Raw genomic sequence first — 24477 nt, forward strand, 5'->3', positions numbered from 1 at the left:
GAAATGGACAGAAATGAAATGAAAATAGAATTTGGAAGTGATCCAAGAAATGAGAGCTTTGCAAGAGTTGTTGTTGCATCATTTATGACAAGAACAAATCCGACATTAGAAGAAGTGGCAGATGTAAAAACAGCGGTATCAGAGGCTGTTACGAATTCGATCATCCATGGATATAAAGGAGAAGATGGTGTGATCGAAATTGTATCCCGTATTGCAAACAGAATCCTGTACATAGAGATCACAGATCATGGATGCGGAATCGAAGATGTTGATAAAGCTATGGAACCGATGTATACAACCGGAACAGATGGAAGATCAGGAATGGGATTTTCATTTATGGAAGCGTTTATGGATGAACTGACGGTGGAATCGGAGCCGGGAGTCGGAACAGTAGTAAAGATGACGAAAAAAATAGGGACAGGATGTGCGATGTAAATGGAAAATAATCTGGATCTTCTTTTACAGGCGAAAAATGGGGATGACCATGCAAAAGAGAAACTGATTGAACAGAATCTTGGGCTTGTATGGAGTGTAGCAAGAAGATTTACAGGACGAGGATATGACATCGAGGATTTGTTTCAGATCGGATGTATAGGACTGATCAAATGTATTGACAAGTTCAGCTTTGAGTATGATGTAAAATTTTCCACATATGCAGTACCGCTGATTCAGGGAGAAATCAGACGTTTTCTACGGGATTCCGGTGCGATCAAGGTGAGCAGAAGCCTGAAAGAAATGAATATGAAGGTAGAACAGTACAGACAGAAGATAAAGAAAGAAAAAGGTTATGAACCGGAGATTACGGAGATAGCTGCTGCGCTGTCCTTTGATGCCGGAGATATTGTAATGGCGATGGAAGCGTCGATGGAGATTGAATCTTTAGATACGCCCGGAGTCCTATCAAAGACTGAGGAATACAGTCAGGATATTGTGGATCATATTACGTTGTCACAGCTGTTGGATCGGCTTGATCCGGACGAACAGATGCTGATCAGACTTCGATATTTTGAAGACCGTACACAGACAGAGACAGGAAAGGCGCTTGGACTCAGTCAGGTTCAGGTAAGCAGGAAGGAGAAAAAAATTTTAGAGAAGCTCAAAGAATATGTATAAAATATAACAAATGCTGACATCCTATTTTCTATAGGAATATGGAATAAAGCGGGTGATGAAAAATGGCATATATGGTTTATCTGCAGCTGGCTGAAAATGTTCTTGCCGAACAGCGGAAGGTTCGGATAAAGGATGTATCAAAGGTTGTAGCGGATAATCCGGATCTGAAGAACAAAATCGAAAAGCTTGTGCTTATGAATTTTTCAACCGGTTCAAAAGGGCAACAGGTCATATCGATTCTGGATATCATTGAGGAGATCAAGAAGAATTGCGACGAGGAAGTCAGCATTACAAATCTTGGCCAGCCCAATGTGGTTGTATATTACAAAGCATTTGATCCGTCAGACCGGATCAAGCAGACATTTAAGTTTATTCTGCTCTGTCTGATCGCATTCTTTGGGGCGGGATTTTCTATCATATCTTATAATTCCGATGTAAACCTGCTTGGACAGCTTGACCTGCTGCAAAATGTATTTACCGGGGGAAGTGAGTCCGGGGCTGCGATAGGAGCCGTCTCCTATTCAATCGGGTTATTTATCGGAATCATCATATTTTTTAATCACGGAACCAATAAGAAATTCACGGATGATCCGACACCGCTTCAGGTCCAGATGCGCCAATATGAACAGGAAGTGAACCAGACGATCATAACGGATGCTACAAGAAAGAAGGATGTCCGGGATGCTGATTAGACTTATCTGTTATGCGGCTGTTGCATTTATTGGCGGTGCAGCAATATCCAGTGGATATTTTGCATTTATTTCCCTGATCGGTGTATTTCCGAAGCTTGCGGAAAAGGTAAAAGGTGACAGGCACTATATGTTGATTGAATGTCTGCTTGCCTATGGTGCAGTTGTGGGTAATGTCATTTATCTGTTTAATATCAGAATTCCGCTTTTACTTCCCGGTCTGGCATTTGTCACTTTGTTCGGCGGTATATTTACCGGCTGTCTGGTTGGAGCTCTGGCAGAAGTGTTAAATGTGTTCCCGATCATTTCAAGGCGGTTTTCCGTCAGACGGTATATTCCCTATGTGATCTATGCGGTGGCTGCAGGTAAACTTGTAGGATCGATAATAGGACTGATCTCTACCGGACTGGTCTGACAGACAAAACAAAGAAAACGTATAAAAATGAAAGAAACAGAGGTGTACGGTATGAAATATGAACCAAAAGAAAAGGAATATAATCAGTATGTAGAAACAGTAACTCCGACATCGAATTCATTCAGAAACTGTCTCTGGGCGTTTCTGGTTGGAGGACTCATCTGTACGATCGGGCAGGGTTTGTTTAACCTGTTACAGTATTTTGGATGGAATAAGAACGACAGTTCTTCCTATGTGTCTGTTATTCTTGTTTTGATCAGCGTTATCCTGACAGGGTTTAATCTTTATAAGAAGATAGCCAAATACGGTGGGGCGGGAGCGCTTGTTCCGATCACCGGTTTTGCAAATGGCGTCTGTGCCCCGGTCATAGAATTTCAGACCGAAGGTGAGGTGTTTGGAAAAGGTGTGAAATGTTTCACGATCGCAGGACCTGTTATCATGTATGGAATTTTCGTGTCATGGGGACTCGGAGTTATTTATTGGATCTGTAAACTTGCCGGCTGGGTATAACCCTGCCGGTATGTGTTTGTTCCAAAATTGTTACATATTTTTTATGAAAGAATATAGCTTTTGTGAAATATTTCTTTCCTTTGGAATCCGTATTGACATATAAAAATTCCTATGATAACTTTAACAAATGGTTGAATATATTAATGTAGGGGATTTTAACCATCAGTTTGATGCGTATATCCTCAAATGTAGTAAAATGGAGATACATCATGAAAAAAGCAAAAAGAAGTATTACTACAACGATATGTGTTATTGTTGCATTAGGTGTGTTTTATCTGATCGCATGTGCATGTATCGGAAATAAAAAATTTTTCCCGAATACAAGCATTAACGGAATTGATGTCAGCAGTATGACAGTGGCACAGGCGGCAGAGGAAGTAAAAGAGCAGTTCCGGACGGAATACAGCAATGCATCCATTGACGTAACGGTTAAGGATAAGAAATACTGTATCGTGATTGAAGATGCACTTGATCTGGATGTTACGGATGCAGTAAAAAAGGCAAATGATGAGAAGCATTCCTTCCTTGCAAGAGGATGGAATTTTGTAGCTGCCCTGTTCGGAGATCAGGAGATTCAGGCAAAACCTTCATTGAAGGATAAGAAGCTGTTATATACGGCAGTTAAGCAGTCTGAGCTTAATAAGTTAGAAGGGCTTGAAGATAAGTATTATACGGTAGAAAAAGATAAGATTATCGTAACAAAGGGTAGAGGCGGTTATGTTGTAGATACCGATGCGCTGGTTGACCGGATGGCTGAGCTGATCACGGCCGGTAACTATGCAGAGTCGATCGAATGTCCGCTTACATATGGAGATGTAGATCTTGATCTGATCTATGATGAGGTCTATGTTGAACCCACAGATGCTACACTTGATCCTGAAAATGATTATAGTGTAACAGATTCTGTAACCGGTGTCAGCTTTGATAAAGATGCAGCTGCAAAGAAATTAGAGGCAGCCAAGGATGGTGAAGAGGTCAGTATAGATCTGGTATATACAGAACCTGAATTGTCAAAGGAGACTTTACAGTCCTATCTGTTCCGTGATACCTTAAGTTCGTTCAGCACGAATGTTGGAGGGACAGAAGCGAGAAAGTCTAATGTTGCAAAGGCCGCTGAGAATTGTAATGGAACGATTCTTATGCCGGGTGAGCAGTTCTCGTTTAACAATGTTGTAGGACAGAGAACGATTGAAAATGGTTTCAGCGCAGCACCTTCTTATGTTAATGGTGAATCCGTGGATGAAGTTGGAGGAGGAATCTGTCAGGTATCGTCTACACTGTATGATGCATGTCTGTATGCGAATCTTCAGATCAACGAAAGACACTGTCATCCACATCCGTCTGCCTATGTAGATACAGGATTTGATGCAACAGTATCCTGGGGCGGTCCGGATTATAAATTTACAAATAATACTGAATATCCGATCAAGATCGTATCATCTTATGGCGGAGGTGTTGTTACCTGTGTGCTCTATGGCACAAAGTTAAAAGATTTTAAGGTGTCATTATCCAGTGAAGTTGTTGCAACATATGATTATGAGACAGAGTATGAGGACGATGATACGCTGGAAGAAGGAGAAGAAAAAGTCTCCGTAACAGGTATCACCGGACTTAAGGTTCAGACCTATCGTACCGTATATGATGAAAATGGTGAGAAGATATCATCCGAACCGGAATCCGTCAGTGTCTATGACAAACGTAACAAAGTCATTCTTCGAGGAACAAAAGAGAAAGAGACAACTGAGGAGAAGAAAGATTCCGAAAAGAAAGACGATAAGAAATCGGATAAAAAGTCAGACAAAAAGTCAGATAAAAAAGATGATACAAAAACAGACAAGTCCGACGATAAGACAACAGAAGAAACGGACAAAGCAGAATAAAATAATATATAAAAGCTTATAAAGAAAATAATATATATGGCAGAAAGAAAAAGAAGACATTTGTCTTATGTAGTGACCTTACGAGGATTTCGTTGAGAGATGCATAGTGCCAGTAAATACGGGTGCCTGTTTGAGCTCGAAGAGCGAGTTGGCACAGGAGTATTTACGAATCAGGCATATGCATCGAACAGAAACCGCAGTAAGACATTATATAAGACAAATGTCTTCTTTTTCTTTTGTTCTATACAATAGAGCTATTCATCATGCTCGATCGTCTTCACTTCCTGGTTTGTGTAAAGGTTTACATAGTGAGGACGAAGCTTCGAATAGATGATCTTCTGTTCACTGTACAGGCTGTAGTAGCCGGATAACATATAGCTGACACTGGCTCCGATAGCAAAGAGCAGAATGCCGCTTGCACCGAATAATTCAATACTGAGGACTAAAGATGCCAGTGGACAGTTTACAACGCCACAGAACAGGCATACAAGCCCCATAGCGGCTCCAAAGCCGGGATCAAGTCCGATCCAGCCACCTACGGTACAACCGACTGTAGCGCCGATAAAGAAAGAAGGAACGATCTCACCGCCACGGAAGCCACAGCCGATGGTAATACAGGTAAAGATCAGTTTGAGCAGGAAAGCTTCCGGTTTTGCTTCTCCATGAATTGCCTGCTCGATGATATTCATACCTGCTCCGTTGTAATCATTGGAACGAACTAATATAGTGAGCAGAACCACAAGGACACCACCAACGAAGATCCGTACATATTGATTTTTGAAAAATTTCTTAAAGGCTTTTCCTGTTGCCTGCATAGACAGGCAGAATAATATACTGACTATCGCAACGACAACTGCGAGGATAACAACACGAATACCGGTTGCCAGGGACATATCGGGAACCTGATTTAGTATAAAGTAAGTTGGAGTTATATGAAATTTTTCAGTGATCGCATATGCAATGGTTGCTGACAGGATACAAGGCACCAGAGCACTGTAGTAGAGAATACCGATACTGATAACCTCAACGCTGAATAAGGCAGCGGTGACCGGTGTTCCGAATAAAGCAGCAAATACAGCACTCATGCCACACAGCGTCATAATGTGCTTATCGTTATCATTCATTTTTACCAGTTTTCCGATTGACGCGCCGATGCTTCCGCCAATCTGCAAAGCAGCTCCTTCACGACCGGCGGATCCCCCGAAAAGATGAGTGATAGCGGTTGAGATAAATATTAACGGAGCCATTCGAAATGGAACATTATACTCTGAATTTCGGATTGAACCGATGACCAGATTTGTACCTTTGTCGTGCTTAAGTCCGCAGCTTCTGTATAAGAAGATGATGACCAGACCGGCAAGAGGCAGAAGATATATGATCCATGAATGACTGTCCCGATATTTTGTAACATATTCAACGCTGTAGTGGAAGGCTGTTCCGACAGCACCACAGGTTGTTCCGATTATAATAGAACATATTATCCATTTTATAAATGTTTTAATATATCGTTTTATTCGATCAATACAGTTTAACCAATATTCTTTTGTAAAAAGCATAATTAACTCCATTTCAGATTTTCTTTTAAAATCTGCATACCGGATATCTGATCTTATATGCAGTCGATAATTTGCATCTGTTTAAGATTACTCCGAAATGAAGAATTTGTCCAGCGCATATTCTGCATGTATAAATTACCTGCAAATTACAAATGAATAAATATTATTACAATGTAAAAAGAAAGGATACACATAACATGAACAGGATGATAGGAAAACAGAGTGTTAGTTTTACGGATCCCCCATATATATTGGGAGAGGCATCTGTCTGCGGACCGAAAGAAGCAGACGGACCGCTTGCGGGATATTTTGATATCGTATCGGAAGATCCGACATTTGGAAAAGATTCATGGGAAGAAGGAGAGAGCGAGATGGTAAAGCAAGCAGTGGAGCTTGCGATCAAAAAGGCAGGTAAAGAGAAATCTGATATCCGTTATCTGTTCGCAGGAGATCTGCTGGGGCAGCTGATCGCGACAACCTTCGGTGTCAAGGATATGGATATACCGATCTTTGGTTTATATGGAGCCTGTTCGACCTGCGGTGAGGGTTTATCACTTGCGGCGATGACAGTTGCGGCAGGATATGCAGATTATGCTGTCTCGGCAACCTCCAGTCATTATGGAAGTGCGGAGAAACAGTTCCGGTTTCCACTGGAATACGGAAATCAGCGTCCGTTGTCCGCGACATGGACGGTAACCGGAAGCGGAGCATTTGTAATAGGAAGTAAAAAAGATGATGATGCACCTGTATCTGTCAGGATCAAAGGAGTTACAACAGGGAAGATCGTTGATTATGGTGTAAAAGATTCCTTTAATATGGGAGCATGTATGGCCCCTGCTGCGGCAGATTTGATCTATCAGAATCTACAGGATTTTGATGTGAAACCGACATATTATGATCGGATCATTACCGGCGATCTGGGAAAGATCGGTCGGAAAATTTTGATTGATCTGCTAAAAGATAATGGTGTAGATATCAGCAGACAGCATATGGATTGTGGAATTGAGATATTTGATAATGAAGAACAGGATACACATTCAGGCGGCTCGGGATGCGGCTGTTCGGCGATCACACTTGCAGGGTATATATTAAAACAGCTTCGTGAGGGTTCATGGAAAAGGGTACTTTTCGTGCCTACGGGAGCCCTTCTGTCTACGGTCAGTTACAACGAAGGTCAGAATATACCGGGTATTGCACATGGTGTAATAATAGAAAGGGAGTAGAGATAGTATATGGATTATATAAAAGCATTTATTATTGGTGGATTGATCTGTGTTCTGGTTCAGATCCTTATGGATAATACAAAGCTGTTGCCGGGACGTATAATGGTACTTCTTGTCTGTACGGGAGCGGTTCTCGGTGCGATAGGGGTGTATGAACCATTTTTAGAATTTGCAGGCTGTGGAGCATCCGTTCCCTTATCGGGATTTGGATATAACCTCTGGAAGGGAATCAAAGAAGCGGTAGATCAGGATGGATTCATAGGGCTGTTCCGGGGAGGCTTTAAAATGGCAGCAGTGGGAACCTCCGCGGCATTGATCTTTTCCTATATAGCCTCACTGATATTTAAACCAAAGATGACGAAATAGAATTAATCCACATAAAAGAAAGAACGCTGATGTTTATCCTATTATTACGCAAGACACTTTCGTTCTATCCTCGGTGTAACGGCACATAGGACAGCAAAATACGCTGTCCTATGTGCCGACACGAGTAACTGAGACCTTAGCGAAGCAATGCTGAGGTTAGTTCGAAGTTACACAGAGTGGATAGGCTTGCTACATAACAGATAAACACCAGCGTTCTCTTTTATGTGTATTACTCTTATTCTCTATTACTCACCGTCCGAGCTTGTTTCAGGCTCTGCTGTAGGATTTGTAGTAGGTTCTGTAGTAGGCTCCGGTGTCGGAGGTTCCGTAGTAGGTTCTGTAGTAGGCTCCGGTGTCGGAGGTTCTGTGGTAGGTTCCTCTGTCGTAGGCTTGTCTTTCTTCTTGAAGACAGCCTTGATCGTATGATTTCCCTTTACCTTCGAGAATTTGTAAGAGGTTACAGCACCGACGGAGCTTCCATCTACGATTACATCTGAAATGGTATATCCCTTATCAGGTGTGATATAGAAGGTTGTTGATTTGCCCTTTTTAACGGTTGTTGTCGGTGAGATCGAACCGCCGCCTTCTGAAGATGAGGAGATCTTGTACTCTTTCTTTTCTTCCTCTGTGGTATCCTCCGTTTCTTCTTCCTCAGGATGAAGTGGACATTTTTCCTTTAAAATATTCTGATCGTATTCGAAGTCGGCATCAAGGATCTCAATCTTGCCATCGTCATCAACTGTATAATAATAAGTGGTTGTTTCTTTACATGTGTTTGTTGCAGGCTTATGAGATTCATTACAGATCACAATCTTTTTATTACCACCACATTTCTTTTTTGGAACAGTTCCCTTTGCAAAATAATCTGTAACTGTATCGCAGCCTTCTACCGGAAGAAGACCGGTATCCTTACAAACGGTTGCACGAACAATTCCATCCGGCATTTCGAATGTCTTTGAAGTATCTAAGCCTTTGACTTCTGTAATTTCATCCATGATCTTACGCCACATATTCTTATGATAGTTTCCTGCGGCAAAGTTTGTATTCACATCGAATCCTATCCAGATAGATGCGGTATAGTATGGAGTGTATCCACAGAACCATGCATCATAGTTACTGGAAGTTGTACCTGTCTTACCTGCTGTATAAAGACCACATGAAAGGTTTGCGGCAGTACCGGTACCGATCGTTACTACATCATGCATTGCACTTGTTAATAACCATGCATTCTGAGGTGAAATAACTGCGGATTCTTCCGGCTTCCGGTTATCGATCAGCAGGTTTCCGTCATGGTCATATACTTCTGTATAGAAGACAGGCTTGATATAATTACCTTCATTTGCGATCGTAGCATATGCAGCTGTGATCTCAAGATTTGTGATACCATCTGTCAGACCGCCAAGAGCGAGAGACTGGTTGATATCAGATTCAATACCGCCACTTGAATTTGTACGGCTCTTTACAAGAGTTGTAAATCCAAGCTTTAACAGATACTCGTAGGCAAGCTCCGGTGTAACATCGGTGATCGTCTTAACAGCAAGAATATTCATGGAATTCTGAATAGCCTGTCGGATCGTGCTTGGACCACGGTAGCCACTGTACCAGTTCCTGACTTCGCCGCCATTTGTATAGGTGTATGGTTCATCTTTGTATACTGTTGCAAGGCTCATACCACATCCGTCCAGTGCAGGGAGGAAAGCGGCAACGACTTTGAATGTAGAACCGGGCTGTCTGGTTGCTTCGGTTGCACGGTTAAAGGAACGATCTTCTGTCTTTTCACCACGACCACCGACGATTGCTTTTACCTGACCGGTTTCCTGATCCATCAATGTGAAGGAAATCTGTGGTTCAACGGTTACCTTATAGCTTTCGAGCTGTTCTTTGTATCCGGTCTCAGCAATCAGATGTGCTTTGTATTCATCAGCGGCAGCTCTTGCGTCATCCTCACTTGAGAAGATCAGGTCGAAAGAAGACTGTCCTTTTTCTTCCTGGAACCATGTTACCATCATGTTCTGACTGTAGTTATACTGTTCACCATTGTCATCTACGAGAGTCAGTGCATAGGAGAGCTGGTAACTGTCAGTTGGATAGTTGTCCTCATCATTTAATACAGTATCACAGATATCCTGAATCTCTGTATCCTGACAGGTATGAACTTGCAGACCGCCGGAGTAGATCATACTGTCTGCTTCTGATTTGGAATATCCCATTGCCATGAAGTCATCTTCCAGCTGGTTAATTACTTCATCGATGTAATAGGAGTTTATCTTTGTCGGTGATGATTTCTTTATGGATGATACCTTTTTGATCTCAGCATATACATCATCGGCAATTGCTGTATCATAATCTGACTGGGAGATCATGTTCAGCTCTGACATTTTATCCAGAACCATCAGACGTCTTTTTGCATTTTCTTCCGGAAATACAACCGGATCAAATTTGCTTGGGTTCTGAGGGATTGCAGCGAGAACCGCACACTCGGAGATCGTCAGGTCTTTTAACTGTTTATTAAAATAATACTGGGATGCGGTTTCTACTCCGTATCGTCCCTGACCAAGGTAGATAGTATTCAGATAGTATTCAGCGATACTTTTCTTTGGCAGGACTTTTTCAATCTCAACAGCGAGATACTGTTCCTGAACCTTACGTTCGATCTTGTCAAACATGGTTTTCTCATCCAGACCGACATTGAAGATCTGGTTCTTGATCAGCTGCTGTGTCAGAGTACTTGCACCCTGATCGAAGTCACCTGACTGAAGACCATGGGCAAATGCACGCATGATACCCTGAACGTCGATACCGTTATGTTCCCAGAAACGTTGATCTTCGATAGCGATAAATGCATTGACCAGATTTTCCGGAATATCATCATAGTAGACATATTCGCGATTTGCATCGAAGCTTGCAAGAACTTTGAGTTCCTTGCCGTCCTGATCGTACAGGGTTGTCTGATATCCTTTCGGGATCAGATCCTTTGCATTTACCTCCGGTGTATCATCCAGAATACCCTTTAGTGCACCGAAGCCGGCTCCGATACCAAGAACAATGATCGCCAGAAATAAGACAAGCATTGCCTTGAACAGAGAAACCGTCAGTTTCTTTTTATTTCGGGGTAGTTTAGAAACGAGAGCTTTCTGTTTCTTTTCCACGCCCTTTTTGCTAAAATCCATGGAAAATCCTCCTTAAATTAAGTTCGATCATAAATACAACTCATTATAGCAGAGATTTACATAATAATAAAGTATAAAATCATTTCTGAAATAAAATTAAGGCATTTTAAAAAACTGTGTGCTATACTTGTATTATATGTAAAAAATACGATATGAATAAGCATAAAAGTCAGAATAAAAAAGAAAGGAATACAGACACTATGTTTGAATCGATTGAAGATGCAGTTGCTACATGGAAAGAAGAATACTCATTTATTGAAGATGCAGTTGTAACCGGTTATGAGGGCGGCTATCCGATTGTGGATTTCACGATCGGTAAAGCCGCATGGAGCCTTGTAAAAGACAAGAGCAAATTTAAACGGATCGTCCGTTCTTCCGAGATGGAGGGAGGAATAGAGGTTGGTGTATCTACCTGTTTTAAGGATACGGCATTTGTAAAATGGAACCCACCGGTTATGACGATCTGCGGATATCCTGAGGTAATAAACCGGATAATTAAAAAGATTATGTAAGATTATGTGGAACAGGCATTGCCCCGGTGAATAGAAATATTCATTCGGGGCATTTTATATACCAGAGCATACCGGCTGAAACTACGATTTTCTGCCGGAGAGAGAATAGACAGAAATGGGGAACGGCTATGGAACGAACGATTCGGACAGACCTTGCGATAGAATTACGAGAAGATATAAAAGATCGCGGAGAATTGGATGGAATACAGATTGCGACAAAGATCCACCGGCAGGGTATCAGGACAACGACGATCAATGTAACAAATGAGAAAGGGGCAGAGACACTTGGCAAGCCTCTTGGAACTTATATTACGATCGAATGTCCGGAGATCCGGGAATTTGATGAAACGATCCATGAGCCGTTGTGCCGTGAACTATCAAATAATCTTAAAAAATTACTGGGAGATGCAAGCTCCGTTCTGGTCGTAGGTCTCGGAAACCGTGAGGTGACACCGGATTCACTCGGTCCGCTGGTTGTTGATCATCTCTTTATAACCAGACATCTGGGAATCGAGAAGATCCCTGTATCGGGCAGACAGGAATATGATATATCGGCGATCTGTCCGGGCGTTATGGCACAGACAGGAATTGAAACGGTGGAGATCATAAAAGGAATCTGTGGGAATATTAAGGTAGATGCGGTTCTTGTAATTGATGCTCTTGCGGCCAGAAGCAGTAAGCGGTTGAACAAGACTGTGCAGCTTACGGATACCGGGATCAGTCCGGGCTCCGGCGTCGGAAATAACCGGATGGAGATCAACTCAGATAATATAAAAACAAAGGTCATCGCACTTGGAGTTCCGACAGTTATATCGGTTCCGTCTATCATTGATGATTCTCTTGATGAGATCGCCGATGCATTTGATCAGATACATGGGAAGAAGCTGGTGAAAGAATTGTCCGAGCAGCAGAGATATCAGATCGCATATCATCTGGTAGAACCGGAGCTTGCGGATATGTTTGTTACTCCAAAAAATATTGATGAACTGGTAAGACGAATCAGCTTCACAATATCCGAAGCAATAAATGGTATTATTTTCAGGAAGGACTCATATACTGATAAATAATAAAAAGTAATGAGTTTATCCGGAATGAGAAACTGTCAGACAAGATGCGAAAAAAGAAGAATGCGTTATTGTTTTTTTCTGGTCATAGCCTTTTTTGCAATATGGTTTGCAAAATGTGATGATGAGACAAAGACGGATATGCTGCGACAGCTTCTGACAGGAACGATATCGTCGGATCAGAAGCCGAATATACAGCAGGAGGGAAAGCAACATGAAGAAGCATCCTGTTTTTTAGAAGATTGTTTGCAGGAATATTGCCTTGCAGGTGCATTTGTGTCCTGTGCATCAGAACAGGAGACGGATATTGCAGAGACGGACATTCGGAAGGATCTATCGAAAAATGTCATGCGGGAGAAAAGAGAAGCGACAGCATCGATAGCTGCGATGGCAGGATGTCGCAGTTATATGCAGGAAAAGCTTGCTGATTATGATTATATAAAAAATCACTTCTATGTGATCGACAGTACGACAAATGTATCCAGGGAAGAATTAAACGGGCAGGATCTTGCCTCTATGGATCTGACGATCGATACAGAGGATAAGAACTATAAGGTGCTGATCTATCATACACACGGAACGGAGAGCTTTAAAGATTCCGAGCCGGGCAAGGTTGAGGATACCGTGATCGGCGTTGGTGATTACCTGACGCAGCTTCTCGAAGAGAATTACGGGGTGGCAGTCTATCACGATACGACAGCCTACGATATGACCGGTGGGGAGCTGGATCGAAGCGCGGCATATGATTATGCAAGAGAGGGAGTTCAGAAGATTCTTACGGAATACCCGTCTATTGATGTCGTGATCGATATTCACAGAGACGGTGTAGCCGAGGATACATATCTGATCACGGAGATCGGGGGAAAAAAGACTGCGCAGATTATGTTTTTAAACGGAGTGAGCCGATTAAATAAGAACGGAGATATATCATATCTGGCAAATCCATACAAAACAGAAAATCTTGCCTTCAGTCTGCAGATGTATCTGACGGCACAGGCAAATTATGGGTCCTTTGTAAGAAAGATATTTGTTAAGGGATATCGATATAACCTGGATCTGAAGCCCCGGTCGTTATTAGTAGAGGTCGGCAGCCAGACGAATACGGTAGAAGAGGCAAAAAATGCCATGGAACCGCTGTCTGCAATTCTTTACAAAGTATTGAGCGGAAAGTGAGATTGTGTTATGATAATGAACACGAAATTATTTGCCTGCAGAAATGCATGCTTAAAATAAAAAGAGAAAAGAAATTCAGATACCGGAGGAAAACAGGATGGCTCATATAGATCAGTCAAAGATACGAAACTTTTGCATTATAGCGCATATCGATCATGGTAAATCGACACTTGCGGACAGGATTATAGAAAAGACTGGCTTATTGACTGAACGTGAGATGCAGAATCAGGTGCTTGATAATATGGATCTGGAGCGGGAACGTGGAATCACGATCAAGGCACAGTGCGTTCGTACGATCTATAAAGCACAGGATGGAGAAGAATATATCTTCAATCTGATCGATACCCCGGGGCATGTTGATTTTAATTATGAAGTATCAAGAAGTCTGGCTGCCTGCGAGGGTGCGATCCTGGTTGTGGATGCAGCACAGGGAATCGAGGCACAGACACTTGCAAATGTATATCTTGCGATCGATCACGATCTGGATGTTATGCCGGTTATCAATAAGATCGATCTTCCTTCGGCCGAACCGGAACGTGTGGTAAATGAGATTGAAGATGTGATCGGAATCGAAGCGCAGGATGCTCCGAGAATTTCGGCAAAGAATGGTATCAATATCGATCAGGTCTTAGAGCAGATCGTTACGAAGATCCCGGCACCAGCAGGAGATCCGGAAAAACCGCTTCAGGCACTTATATTTGACAGTATTTACGATTCATATAAAGGTGTTATCATATTCTGCCGTTTATTCGACGGTGTGGTAAAACGTGGGACGTCCATCCGCATGATGGCAACCGGAGCTGTTGCAGAGGTAGTAGAAGTAGGAATCTTCGGGGCTGGCAGATTCGTTCCATGTGATGAATTATCGGCAGGAATGGTAGGCTATATCACTGCCAGCTTAAAGAATGTCAGAGATACTACAGTCGGTGATACCGTTACAGATAACGACAATCCATGCGCAGAGGCGCTTCCGGGATATAAGAAGGCACAGCCTATGGTCTACTGCGGACTTTATCCGGCAGATGGAGCCAAATACCCGGATCTTCGCGATGCATTGGAGAAGCTTCAGTTAAATGATGCGTCCTTAAGCTTTGAGCCGGAGACATCGATCGCACTTGGTTTCGGTTTCCGTTGCGGTTTCCTTGGACTTCTGCATCTGGAGATCATACAGGAGCGGTTGGAGCGCGAGTTCAATCTGGATCTTGTTACGACTGCGCCGGGCGTTGTTTACCGTGTGCATACAACGGATGGCAAGATGATCGAACTGACGAATCCGTCCAATCTGCCGGATCCGTCGAATATCGAATATATGGAAGAGCCGTTTGTATCCGCGGAGATCATGGTCACTACAGAATATGTAGGTGCGATCATGCAGCTCTGTCAGGAACGCCGTGGCGTATATCAGGGAATGGAATATATGGAAGAAACCAGAGCACTGCTTCGGTATGACCTTCCGTTAAATGAGATCATCTATGATTTCTTTGATGCATTAAAATCAAGATCCAGAGGCTATGCGTCCTTTGACTATGAGATGAAGGGCTATGTGCGGAGCGAGCTTGTAAAACTTGATATCCTGATCAATAAAGAAGAGGTCGATGCGTTATCCTTCATTCTTCATCAGGATACTGCTTACGAACGCGGAAGAAAGATGTGCGAGAAGTTAAAGCAGGAGATCCCAAGACATTTATTTGAGATTCCGATCCAGGCAGCGATCGGCAACAAGGTCATTGCCAGAGAGACGGTAAGAGCAGTCAGAAAGGATGTCCTTGCAAAATGTTACGGCGGAGATATCTCCCGTAAGAAGAAGCTTCTGGAGAAACAGAAGGAAGGTAAGAAACGTATGCGTCAGATCGGAAATGTAGAGATTCCGCAGCAGGCGTTTATGAGCGTATTAAAACTTGATGAGGAATAAATATAAAAAAATTGCAGGTTGAATCAGGGCATTTAGAATGAAATAAATCAAAAATGATTTTGATATAAGCAGAAAGCAGCTTACAGAAAAAACGAGAAGGCAGGAAAAACACATGAGAAAAAAACTGAGCATTTATATACATATTCCGTTTTGTGTTAAGAAGTGTGTATATTGTGATTTCCTGTCTTTTGGTGCGGATGACCCGCAGATCAACCGGAGCGGTGCGGTCAGAAAGGCATATGTCCAGAGCATTTGCAGAGAATTATTAAGCTATAAAAGCATATCAAAGGACTATATTGTAAAAACGATATTTATAGGCGGAGGAACTCCGTCTATACTTTTACCGGGCGAGATCATGAATATATTGGCGACCCTTAGAAGCATTTTTAAAGTGGACGAAGAAGCTGAGATTACGATTGAGGTGAATCCGGGTACCCTGACTGCGATCAAAGCAGCGGAATATCTGGCGGCCGGGATCAATCGTATGAGTATCGGACTGCAGTCCGCACACAATGATGAGCTTGCCATGCTTGGCAGGATACATACATATGAACAGTTTCTGACATCCTATCAGACAGCACGTGACGCAGGCTTCAGAAATATCAATGTCGACCTGATCTCTGCGATCCCGGGGCAGACGCTTCATTCCTACCTGGATACACTAGAGCGTGTATTGAAGTGCAGACCGGAGCATATCTCTTCATATAGCCTGATCGTGGAAGATGGAACACCGCTTGCGGGGGATCAGAAACTCCTTTCAAAGCTTCCGGATGAGGAAACAGACCGTGAAATGTATGAAGCAACCGGAAAGGTACTCGAGATGTCAGGATATAAAAGGTATGAGATTTCAAATTATGCAAAGCCCGGATATGAATGCAGACATAATATCGTATACTGGACGATGGATGAATATATCGGGATCGGTATAGGTGCGGCTTCCTTTTTTAACGGAAGAAGATATTCGAATACGTCAGATATAAAACAGTATGTCGATACGATGGAGGAAGTATTTGAAAAACGCTCGATCGATGAAGCGTACCGGATACCGGAGCTGCTTTCAATCAGACATATTGATGAAACTGTAGATATTGATACATTGATGGAAGAGTATGTGATATTTGGGCTTAGAATGACCAGAGGGATCAGTGCGGCGGATTTCTATGAACGATTCGGCCATTCCTTATATGATGTTTATGGGGATATTATAAGAGGGTATGTGGCAAGCGGACATATGAAAGATGAAAAGGGGATGGTATGTTTTACCAGAAAGGGAATCGATGTAAGTAACAGGATTCTTGTAGATTTTTTACAGGATAAAGATAAATGAAATGATAGTCGGGGACAGGTTCGGATATGATAAAAGAGACGAATGAGCAGCAGACTGCTGTTATTATAGAAATAAATGAACTGAATTATACCTATCCTGGAACAGAACAGCCGTTGTGGGAGAAGAATCTGACATTTGTACTGCGAAAAGGCGAGATTGTCGGACTGGCGGGACAAAATGGAAGTGGAAAGAGCACGTTACTTCGTATGTTGGCGAGCTTTATTCCCCGGAAAAAGGGCAGCTGCTCAGGACAGATAAATGTAACAGATATATCCGGCAGAGATATGGCATGTGTGATCGACAGACCCTCTTTTTTTTCAGACCTTTCCGTGCGTGATAATATAAAAATGATGGAGCATATGAACGGAGATAAGCAGCTTACGGATGAAGCTTTGATCGATCTTTTGGGTATCCATGAATTTGACCGGATCAAAGCATCTAAGCTGTCACTTGGCAATAAACAGAAGCTTGCGCTTTGTCTTGCAATCCATAAAGAGACAAGACTGGCGTTGCTTGATGAACCGTTGAACGGGCTTGATCCGTTTACGAGAGCATCGTTTTTATCTTATCTGGAGAAACGAAGAAAACAAGGAATGGCGGTTATTCTTACCAGCCACATACCCGGAGATCTGGAACAGGTCTGTGACCGGATTATTTATCTGTAATATAAAAAACCACTCACGGGTATATTAAAAACAGGAGATAGATCCGGTTATTTCCTATTTAGAGGGAGCGTAGGCAACAGTATGAATGTTTACAGAGCAGAAGTATTTCGATATGGCAAAAGCTTTTATGGCAGAATGATCATGATTCTGGTGATTCCGTTTGCGATTCTTGTAGCAGCTTTTCTTCATTATGTAAGTGCAGGGGTAAGCAGCGACTTCCTGGCGGCAGCAGGCTTTTCAGAACAGACGATTACAGCGATCAAAGGTCAGATGGACGGAATCGCTTATATTGCATCGGCTTTTTCTGCTTCGGAGCTTCTGGTCCTTCTTATGATGTTTCCGGTTATCCTTCATATATCCGAAGACTACGAACAGAATACCATACGCTGCGAGCTGCAGAGAAGTAAAAGCAGAGCGGCCTGTTATATTGCCAGAGTGCTGGCGGCAGTTACTTATGCATGGGGGATCTTACTGGAATATATTCTGATTTCAGGGATTGCGGCTGCTTTGTTTTTTAGAAATGTCCCTGAAGCTTCAGAAGCTTCCCGGATTGGAAAAACAATGCTTGCGATAGTGCTGCAGTTTATAATGATCGGAGCCTGCACGATGTTTGCATTTATGTTGGTTTCGCTGATCAGACATTCGGTTTTGTCTATGACTGCCGCGGTCCTTTTGGTGCTGTTATTTACACCCGGAGTTCGTGTCCTTGTGGATCTGTTTAATCTGCCGGCGTGGTCGGATAACATCTGGATCGTGCAGCTTCTCGGTATGACAAGTGACCTTACATTTAACGGAACAGATGCGTTAGCTGCGATTATCATCAGTCTTTTATATGCCGTGATTTCTACAGGACTCGGTATTCATTTTTTCAAAGCTCAAAAATTATAAATTTTCTTGATTTTTTTCAAAATAAATGTTGACAAACAAGGTAGTGGGTGTTAGATTAATTTTAGTGGTTAGCACTCGGGGTATTTGAGTGCTAACAAAAATGAAAGGGATGAGCAGATGGAACTTGACGAAAGAAAAGTCAAAATTCTGAAAGCTATCGTTTCCAATTATTTAGAGACCGGAGAACCTGTAGGATCGCGGACAATTTCAAAGTATACAGATTTGAACTTAAGTTCGGCGACGATCAGGAATGAGATGTCTGATCTGGAGGACATGGGTTATATATGTCAGCCGCATACATCTGCAGGAAGAATTCCGACGGACAAAGGATATCGGTTCTATGTTGACAGCCTTATGAATGAGAAGATAGAGGCTGAGACAGAGAAGGGAAATCTTCTTGAACGAGTTGATAAAATGGAGAAGATGCTGAAGCAGGTTGCCCGGGTATTAGCGGCAAATACGAATTATGCCACACTGGTTACCACACCTCAGTATAATAATACCGTGAAGTTTATACAGCTTTCCAAGGTTGCTGAGTCAAAGCTTCTTGCGGTGATCATGGTGGATGGAAATATCGTAAAGAATAAGCTGATCGATACCACGTACGATCTGAAGAATGACGAGATTTTAAAATTCAATATTTTATTAAACACGTTCCTTCAGGGAGCTGCATTAGAAGATATTAATCTGGAACTGATACAGACGATGAAGATGCAGGCAGGTGAATATGCGGATATCTTAGAAAACATCTTTCAGGGGATCATGGAAGCTATTCATGAAGCGGATGACCTGAAGGTTTATACAAGCGGAGCGACCAACATGTTAAAGTATCCTGAATTGATGGATTCGGCAACAGCAGAAAAACTGCTTGGAACTTTTGAAGATATAGAAGACAAAGAGGAATTTGTAAAATATGTAGAAGAAGTTATCAATAAAGATAACTCTGATATAGAGATCCGAATCGGTGATGAGAATTCCAGTGAGGATCTGAAAGATTGCTCCCTTGTAACGGCAACTTATAAGATGCCGGAAGGCGCAAAAGGAACTATAGGTATCATCGGTCCGAAACGTATGGACTATAAGAAAGTCGTTACGATGTTAAAAAATCTGACCGATGAATTGGATGATATATTTAATAATAACGAATAGGGGGTCCGATAATGGCAGACACCAAGAAAGATACTAAGAAAGTAAAGACAGATGAAAAGGCAGCAGAAACAATTGTAGATGAAGTTACAGCAGAGTCAACAGATACTGCAGAAACAACAACTACAGATGTGAATGTTACAGAAACTGTGGATGTCCCTGAAGAGCAGGCGGAAGCAGCAAAACCGAAGCCGGTTGCAAAAGAGAACAGACGCGGCAGTAAGGCTTTAAGAGAAGAAAATGATAAATTGAAAGAGCGCTGTCAGGATGCAGAAGACAAATATAAACGTCTTCTTGCAGAGTGCGAGAATATCCGTCAGAGAAATGAAAAGGAGTCATCCAAAATGTATGATTTCGGAGCGAAGGATGTTCTTGGAAAATTACTTCCGGTAGTTGACAACTTTGAAAGAGCGATTGCAGCAATTCCGGAAGAGGATAAAGACAGACCGTTTGAAGCAGGAGTTGATAAAATCTACAAATCACTTATGACTTCACTGGAATCCATCGGCGTTACCCCGATGAACTGCGAGGGTGAACAGTTTGATCCGGCGTTCCACAATGCAGTAATGCATGTAGAGGATGAGAATTACGGAGAGAACGTGATCGTCGAAGAGATGCAGCGTGGTTACATGTATAAGGATCAGGTATTACGATTCAGCATGGTAAAGGTTGCAAACTAATAGTCAAATGACTATAGCATATAAATTTTATTAAATTAAGAAAACAGAATTTTATTTAGGAGGAATATAATCATGGGTAAGATAATTGGTATTGACTTAGGTACAACAAATTCATGTGTAGCAGTAATGGAAGGTGGTAAGCCTGTTGTTATTGCGAATACAGAAGGTATGAGAACTACACCATCTGTAGTAGGTTTCTTAAAGACAGGTGAGAGAGTAGTCGGTGAGCCTGCAAAACGTCAGGCAGTTACAAATGCAGATAAGACAATTTCATCCATCAAGCGTCATATGGGTACAGATTACAGAGTAGAGATCGATGGCAAGAAGTATTCACCGGAAGAGATTTCAGCTATGATTCTTCAGAAACTGAAATCCGATGCAGAAGGATATCTCGGTGAGAAGGTTACAGAGGCCGTTATCACAGTACCTGCTTACTTCTCAGATGCACAGAGACAGGCAACAAAGGATGCCGGTAAGATTGCAGGACTTGATGTAAAGCGTATCATCAACGAGCCTACAGCAGCAGCTCTTTCCTATGGCCTTGATAATGAACAGGAACAGAAGATCATGGTATACGATTTAGGTGGTGGTACATTCGATGTATCTATCATTGAGATCGGTGAAGGCGTTATTGAAGTATTGGCAACAGCCGGTGATAATAAGCTTGGTGGTGATGACTTTGATAATGCTGTTACACAGTATATGTTAGATGAATTCAAGAAGGCAGAGGGTATCGACCTTTCAGGCGATAAGATGGCTATGCAGAGATTGAAGGAAGCAGCAGAGAAGGCAAAGAAAGAGCTTTCATCTGCTATGACAACAAACATCAACCTTCCTTTCATTACAGCAAATCAGGATGGACCAAAGCATTTTGATATGAACCTGACAAGAGCAAAATTTGATGAGTTAACAGCAGATCTGGTTGACAGAACAAAGGTACCTGTTCAGACAGCACTTGAAGATGCAGGACTTACTGCAGCAGATCTTGATAAGGTATTATTAGTCGGTGGTTCTACACGTATCATCGCTGTACAGGAAGAAGTTAAGAGATTAACAGGTAAAGAGCCGTTCAAGGGTATCAACCCTGATGAGTGTGTTGCAATCGGTGCATCTATCCAGGGCGGTAAGCTTGCAGGTGATGCCGGTGCCGGTGAGATCCTTCTTCTTGATGTTACACCACTTACACTTTCTATCGAAACAATGGGTGGTATCGCAACACATCTGATCGAGAGAAACACTACAATTCCTACAAAGAAGAGCCAGATTTTCTCAACAGCACAGGATAATCAGGATGCCGTAGATATCAACGTAGTACAGGGTGAAAGACAGTTTGCAAAAGATAATAAGAGTCTTGGACGTTTCAGACTGGATGGTATCGCTCCTGCAAGAAGAGGCGTTCCTCAGATCGAAGTATCATTCGATATCGATGCGAATGGTATCGTAAATGTATCTGCTAAGGATCTCGGAACAGGAAGAGAACAGCACATTACAATTACTTCCGGTACATCACTTTCAGATGATGATATCGAGAGAGCAGTAAAAGAAGCTGCAGAATACGAAGCACAGGATAAGAAACGTAAGGAAGGCATTGAAGCAAGAAATGAAGCAGATGCACTTGCATTCCAGACAGAAAAAGCACTGAATGAAGTCGGAGATAAGCTCTCAGATGCAGATAAGTCTGCCGTACAGGCTGACTTAGACTCATTAAAGTCAACAATTGAAAGCACAGATGCAGAGAATATGACAGATCTTGATGTGGATAAGATCAAGGCTGCTAAGGATAAGCTTATGGAAAGTGCTCAGAATCTGTTTGCTAAGCTTTATGAGCAGAATGGTCCTGGAGCAAATGCAGGAACAGGTACAGGTACACCGGACTTTTCAGAGGGTGATGTAGTAGATGGAGATTTCACAGAGGTTTAAGCCTTGAAATAATATGAAATGTAGTCTATAGTAAATATCTGGCAGTAAAACGGGAAAAAGGTTTCCTGTTTTACTGTGGATATGAATGTATATCGCAGATGAAAGGTTAAAAGTTATGGCAGAAACAAAAACTGATTACTATGAGGTCCTTGGTGTAACCAAGAATGCCTCAGAGGCAGAGATAAAAAAAGCATATCGTGTCGTAGCCAAGAAATATCATCCTGATATGAACCCGGGCGATGCGGAGGCTGAAAGAAAATTTAAAGAAGCAGCGGAAGCTTATGCAGTACTTAGTGACCCGGAGAAGCGAGCAAAATATGATCAGTATGGTCATGCGGCATTTGATCCAAATGCCGGCGGCAGTGGCTTTGGTGGCTTCGGCGGCTTTGATTTTGCTGATATGGGAGATATTTTCGGAGATATTTTCGGAGATATGTTCGGTGGTGGAAGCAGACAGAGAAATTCAAACGGACCTGTAAAGGGTGCTAACATCAAGACAACGATCAGAGTTGCTTTTGAGGAAGCAATATTTGGTACACAGAAAGAACTGGATCTTCCGTTAAAGGATGAATGTGAAGTATGTAAGGGAACCGGTTCACAGCCGGGACATCAGCCGGAGGTTTGTGGCAAATGCGGCGGAAAAGGTCAGATCGTTACAACACAGCAGTCCTTGTTTGGCGTAGTAAGAAATGTATCGACTTGTCCGGACTGTGGCGGATCCGGTAAGATCATTAGATATAAATGTAGCAACTGTGCGGGAACCGGTTATGTAAAGAGCAGAAAGAAGATTCAGATCGCTGTTCCGCCTGGAGTAGATAACGGAACCAATATCCGTATCAAAGGAAAAGGTGAACCTGGATTTAATGGTGGTGAAAGAGGAGATCTTCATGTTACGATCCTTGTTGATCGTCATCCGAAGTTCCAGAGACAGGAATACAATCTTTACTCCTCCGAACCGATCTCATTCACACAGGCAGCACTGGGTGGAAATATTAAGATCCATACGATCGAGGGAGAAATTGATTACACGATTCCACCAGGAACACAGACCGATACCAAGGTTAAGCTGAAGGGAAAAGGTGTGCCAAACCTGAAGAATCCTACTCAGCGTGGTGATCATTATGTAACACTGGTTGTACAGGTTCCTGAGAAGCTGACTGCAGAACAGAAGCGTATCTTGAATGAATACGAGCAGGCAACATTGGTTGAGACCAGACCTGCAACAGATTCGGTAGGAACATCATTTTCGTTTGGAGATCACAAAAAAAGAAAGAAGAAATAGGTAAATAGATTATGAAATGGACACAAATCACGATTGAAACAACGTGTGAGGCTGTCGATTTACTCAGCGCCTTCCTCGATGAGGAAGGCGTTTTGGGTATAGAAGTCGATGACAATGTGCCTCTGACAGATGAAGAAATGGCAGCTATGTTTGTAGATCTTCTGCCGGATGAGATGCCGACGGATGACGGAACAGCAAAGGTTTCCTGCTATCTGGATGATTCCTTTGACAAGGAAGAGATAAAGACCAAGATAAAAAATGAACTGGAACGGTTATCGGAATTTATTCCGGTTGGAGCCTGCAATATCATAGAATCCGAGACGGAAGATGTGGATTGGATGAACAACTGGAAGGCATATTTTAAGCCGTTTCGTCTGTATGACAATATCGTTATCAAACCGACATGGGAGGATGCACCTTCTGATGTGACAGATGATGATATTGTGATTGATATTGATCCGGGTGCGGCGTTCGGAACCGGCTCCCATGAGACGACCAGATTATGTATCGGACAGCTGAAGAAATATATGAAAGAAGGAGATCTGGTTCTTGACTGTGGAAGCGGAAGCGGGATCCTTTCCTTTGTATGCAGTAATCTTGGCGCAAAAGAGGTTCTCGGAATCGATATTGATGAGACAGCGGTTCATGTCAGCATCGAGAACAGGGATATCAATCATATTACAGAAGATCAGGTTCGGTTTCTCTGTGGTAATGTACTCGCGGATAAAGAGCTTGTTCAGTCGATCGAACCGAAGTATGATATCGTAGTTGCAAATATTCTGGCGGATGTAATCATCCCGCTTTCCGGTGTTGTGCAGCAGTTTATGAAGGATGATGCGAAGTTTATCTGTTCCGGAATTATCAATACAAAAGAAGACGAGGTCAGACAGGCACTTCTTGACAATCACTTCAGAATAGTGGATACTGTCTCTATGAAAGACTGGATCAGTTTTGTAGCTGAGAAGGATAATTAGTCATAAAGAGAC

22 protein-coding genes are annotated in these 24477 nt (G+C 42.4%); 20 read left to right on the plus strand and 2 right to left on the minus strand.

Translation table 11 applies throughout. The features are described 5' to 3' along the window. Positions 1 to 3 precede the first annotated feature (3 nt). From spoIIAB to LK416_02855, 6 genes are all read left to right on the plus strand, one after another. Positions 4 to 435, plus strand: coding sequence for an anti-sigma F factor (spoIIAB, locus tag LK416_02830; protein ID UEA75134.1), 432 nt, complete (start codon positions 4 to 6; stop codon positions 433 to 435). After that, positions 436 to 1113 (plus strand): sigma-70 family RNA polymerase sigma factor, encoded by a 678-nt coding sequence (locus tag LK416_02835; GenBank protein UEA75135.1) that lies wholly within the window; start codon positions 436 to 438, stop codon positions 1111 to 1113. 62 nt (positions 1114 to 1175) lie between these two features. Further along, positions 1176 to 1805: a stage V sporulation protein AA gene (locus LK416_02840; GenBank protein ID UEA75136.1), complete on the plus strand. Its 630-nt coding sequence runs from the start codon at positions 1176 to 1178 to the stop codon at positions 1803 to 1805. Continuing rightward, positions 1795 to 2217 (plus strand): stage V sporulation protein AB, encoded by a 423-nt coding sequence (locus LK416_02845; GenBank protein ID UEA75137.1) that lies wholly within the window; start codon positions 1795 to 1797, stop codon positions 2215 to 2217. Before LK416_02840 ends, LK416_02845 begins: the two co-directional genes overlap by 11 nt. Before the next feature lie 51 nt (positions 2218 to 2268). Next, complete coding sequence (locus LK416_02850; GenBank protein ID UEA75138.1) at positions 2269 to 2727, plus strand: SpoVA/SpoVAEb family sporulation membrane protein; 459 nt, start codon at positions 2269 to 2271, stop codon at positions 2725 to 2727. 209 nt (positions 2728 to 2936) lie between these two features. Further along, entirely contained in the window at positions 2937 to 4607 is a 1671-nt protein-coding gene (locus tag LK416_02855; protein UEA75139.1) for a VanW family protein, read from the plus strand. A gap of 254 nt (positions 4608 to 4861) precedes the next feature. On the opposite strand, the gene LK416_02860 is transcribed toward LK416_02855, so the two are convergent. Beyond that, positions 4862 to 6163: a chloride channel protein gene (locus LK416_02860; GenBank protein ID UEA75140.1), complete on the minus strand. Its 1302-nt coding sequence runs from the start codon at positions 6161 to 6163 to the stop codon at positions 4862 to 4864. Between the two features lie 197 nt (positions 6164 to 6360). On the opposite strand from LK416_02860, the gene spoVAD reads away from it, so the two are divergent. Together spoVAD and spoVAE are read left to right on the plus strand one after the other, a co-directional pair. After that, positions 6361 to 7386, plus strand: a complete 1026-nt coding sequence (gene spoVAD, locus LK416_02865; GenBank protein ID UEA75141.1) for a stage V sporulation protein AD — start codon at positions 6361 to 6363, stop codon at positions 7384 to 7386. A 9-nt stretch (positions 7387 to 7395) separates the two neighbouring features. Then, on the plus strand, positions 7396 to 7752 hold the full coding sequence (gene spoVAE / locus LK416_02870; protein UEA75142.1) for a stage V sporulation protein AE: 357 nt from the start codon (positions 7396 to 7398) through the stop codon (positions 7750 to 7752). A gap of 245 nt (positions 7753 to 7997) precedes the next feature. Here spoVAE and LK416_02875 read toward each other — a convergent pair whose 3' ends face one another. Next, positions 7998 to 10922: a PBP1A family penicillin-binding protein gene (locus LK416_02875; protein UEA75143.1), complete on the minus strand. Its 2925-nt coding sequence runs from the start codon at positions 10920 to 10922 to the stop codon at positions 7998 to 8000. A gap of 200 nt (positions 10923 to 11122) precedes the next feature. Here LK416_02875 and LK416_02880 point away from each other — a divergent pair, with 200 nt between their 5' ends. From LK416_02880 to prmA, 12 genes are all read left to right on the plus strand, one after another. Further along, the gene (locus LK416_02880; protein ID UEA75144.1) at positions 11123 to 11434 is read left to right on the plus strand and encodes a hypothetical protein; all 312 of its coding nucleotides are present in this window, start codon (positions 11123 to 11125) and stop codon (positions 11432 to 11434) included. A 128-nt stretch (positions 11435 to 11562) separates the two neighbouring features. After that, complete coding sequence (gpr, locus tag LK416_02885) at positions 11563 to 12501, plus strand: GPR endopeptidase (protein ID UEA75145.1); 939 nt, start codon at positions 11563 to 11565, stop codon at positions 12499 to 12501. Positions 12502 to 12525: 24 nt separating this feature from the next. Further along, the gene (locus LK416_02890; protein ID UEA75146.1) at positions 12526 to 13671 is read left to right on the plus strand and encodes a stage II sporulation protein P; all 1146 of its coding nucleotides are present in this window, start codon (positions 12526 to 12528) and stop codon (positions 13669 to 13671) included. A 97-nt stretch (positions 13672 to 13768) separates the two neighbouring features. Then, on the plus strand, positions 13769 to 15583 hold the full coding sequence (gene lepA / locus LK416_02895; protein ID UEA75147.1) for a translation elongation factor 4: 1815 nt from the start codon (positions 13769 to 13771) through the stop codon (positions 15581 to 15583). A gap of 112 nt (positions 15584 to 15695) precedes the next feature. Next, complete coding sequence (gene hemW, locus LK416_02900; protein UEA75148.1) at positions 15696 to 16910, plus strand: radical SAM family heme chaperone HemW; 1215 nt, start codon at positions 15696 to 15698, stop codon at positions 16908 to 16910. A 26-nt stretch (positions 16911 to 16936) separates the two neighbouring features. Further along, positions 16937 to 17575 (plus strand): ABC transporter ATP-binding protein, encoded by a 639-nt coding sequence (locus LK416_02905; protein ID UEA75149.1) that lies wholly within the window; start codon positions 16937 to 16939, stop codon positions 17573 to 17575. 81 nt (positions 17576 to 17656) lie between these two features. Continuing rightward, positions 17657 to 18463, plus strand: coding sequence for an ABC transporter permease (locus LK416_02910; GenBank protein ID UEA75150.1), 807 nt, complete (start codon positions 17657 to 17659; stop codon positions 18461 to 18463). A 117-nt stretch (positions 18464 to 18580) separates the two neighbouring features. Further along, positions 18581 to 19612, plus strand: a complete 1032-nt coding sequence (gene hrcA / locus LK416_02915) for a heat-inducible transcriptional repressor HrcA (GenBank protein ID UEA75151.1) — start codon at positions 18581 to 18583, stop codon at positions 19610 to 19612. Positions 19613 to 19623: 11 nt separating this feature from the next. Then, the gene (grpE, locus tag LK416_02920) at positions 19624 to 20289 is read left to right on the plus strand and encodes a nucleotide exchange factor GrpE (protein UEA75152.1); all 666 of its coding nucleotides are present in this window, start codon (positions 19624 to 19626) and stop codon (positions 20287 to 20289) included. A 72-nt stretch (positions 20290 to 20361) separates the two neighbouring features. Further along, a complete protein-coding gene (dnaK, locus tag LK416_02925) occupies positions 20362 to 22209 on the plus strand; it encodes a molecular chaperone DnaK (protein ID UEA75153.1) in 1848 nt (615 codons plus the stop codon). A gap of 115 nt (positions 22210 to 22324) precedes the next feature. Then, positions 22325 to 23491 carry a molecular chaperone DnaJ gene (gene dnaJ / locus LK416_02930; protein ID UEA75154.1) on the plus strand — a complete coding sequence of 389 codons (1167 nt, stop codon included), beginning with the start codon at positions 22325 to 22327 and terminating at the stop codon, positions 23489 to 23491. Between the two features lie 11 nt (positions 23492 to 23502). Beyond that, on the plus strand, positions 23503 to 24465 hold the full coding sequence (gene prmA / locus LK416_02935) for a 50S ribosomal protein L11 methyltransferase (protein UEA75155.1): 963 nt from the start codon (positions 23503 to 23505) through the stop codon (positions 24463 to 24465). Positions 24466 to 24477: the final 12 nt, after the last annotated feature.

This window comes from Lachnospiraceae bacterium GAM79 (assembly GCA_020735665.1).
Lineage (GTDB): Bacteria > Bacillota > Clostridia > Lachnospirales > Lachnospiraceae > Coprococcus.

What these genes read in the sequence shown, in the direction of transcription:
- LK416_02880 (UEA75144.1), top strand. Translation starts at nt 11,123, where the DNA reads ATGTTTGAATCGATTGAAGATGCAGTTGCTACATGGAAAGAAGAATAC.
- LK416_02910 (UEA75150.1), top strand. Translation starts at nt 17,657, where the DNA reads ATGAATGTTTACAGAGCAGAAGTATTTCGATATGGCAAAAGCTTTTAT.
- dnaJ (UEA75154.1), top strand. Translation starts at nt 22,325, where the DNA reads ATGGCAGAAACAAAAACTGATTACTATGAGGTCCTTGGTGTAACCAAG.
- LK416_02845 (UEA75137.1), top strand. Translation starts at nt 1,795, where the DNA reads ATGCTGATTAGACTTATCTGTTATGCGGCTGTTGCATTTATTGGCGGT.
- lepA (UEA75147.1), top strand. Translation starts at nt 13,769, where the DNA reads ATGGCTCATATAGATCAGTCAAAGATACGAAACTTTTGCATTATAGCG.
- LK416_02905 (UEA75149.1), top strand. Translation starts at nt 16,937, where the DNA reads ATGATAAAAGAGACGAATGAGCAGCAGACTGCTGTTATTATAGAAATA.
- LK416_02855 (UEA75139.1), top strand. Translation starts at nt 2,937, where the DNA reads ATGAAAAAAGCAAAAAGAAGTATTACTACAACGATATGTGTTATTGTT.
- LK416_02860 (UEA75140.1), bottom strand. Translation starts at nt 6,163, where the DNA reads ATGCTTTTTACAAAAGAATATTGGTTAAACTGTATTGATCGAATAAAA.
- LK416_02875 (UEA75143.1), bottom strand. Translation starts at nt 10,922, where the DNA reads ATGGATTTTAGCAAAAAGGGCGTGGAAAAGAAACAGAAAGCTCTCGTT.
- gpr (UEA75145.1), top strand. Translation starts at nt 11,563, where the DNA reads ATGGAACGAACGATTCGGACAGACCTTGCGATAGAATTACGAGAAGAT.
- LK416_02850 (UEA75138.1), top strand. Translation starts at nt 2,269, where the DNA reads ATGAAATATGAACCAAAAGAAAAGGAATATAATCAGTATGTAGAAACA.
- dnaK (UEA75153.1), top strand. Translation starts at nt 20,362, where the DNA reads ATGGGTAAGATAATTGGTATTGACTTAGGTACAACAAATTCATGTGTA.
- LK416_02840 (UEA75136.1), top strand. Translation starts at nt 1,176, where the DNA reads ATGGCATATATGGTTTATCTGCAGCTGGCTGAAAATGTTCTTGCCGAA.
- spoVAE (UEA75142.1), top strand. Translation starts at nt 7,396, where the DNA reads ATGGATTATATAAAAGCATTTATTATTGGTGGATTGATCTGTGTTCTG.
- hrcA (UEA75151.1), top strand. Translation starts at nt 18,581, where the DNA reads ATGGAACTTGACGAAAGAAAAGTCAAAATTCTGAAAGCTATCGTTTCC.
- LK416_02835 (UEA75135.1), top strand. Translation starts at nt 436, where the DNA reads ATGGAAAATAATCTGGATCTTCTTTTACAGGCGAAAAATGGGGATGAC.
- spoVAD (UEA75141.1), top strand. Translation starts at nt 6,361, where the DNA reads ATGAACAGGATGATAGGAAAACAGAGTGTTAGTTTTACGGATCCCCCA.
- LK416_02890 (UEA75146.1), top strand. Translation starts at nt 12,526, where the DNA reads ATGAGAAACTGTCAGACAAGATGCGAAAAAAGAAGAATGCGTTATTGT.
- prmA (UEA75155.1), top strand. Translation starts at nt 23,503, where the DNA reads ATGAAATGGACACAAATCACGATTGAAACAACGTGTGAGGCTGTCGAT.
- hemW (UEA75148.1), top strand. Translation starts at nt 15,696, where the DNA reads ATGAGAAAAAAACTGAGCATTTATATACATATTCCGTTTTGTGTTAAG.
- spoIIAB (UEA75134.1), top strand. Translation starts at nt 4, where the DNA reads ATGGACAGAAATGAAATGAAAATAGAATTTGGAAGTGATCCAAGAAAT.
- grpE (UEA75152.1), top strand. Translation starts at nt 19,624, where the DNA reads ATGGCAGACACCAAGAAAGATACTAAGAAAGTAAAGACAGATGAAAAG.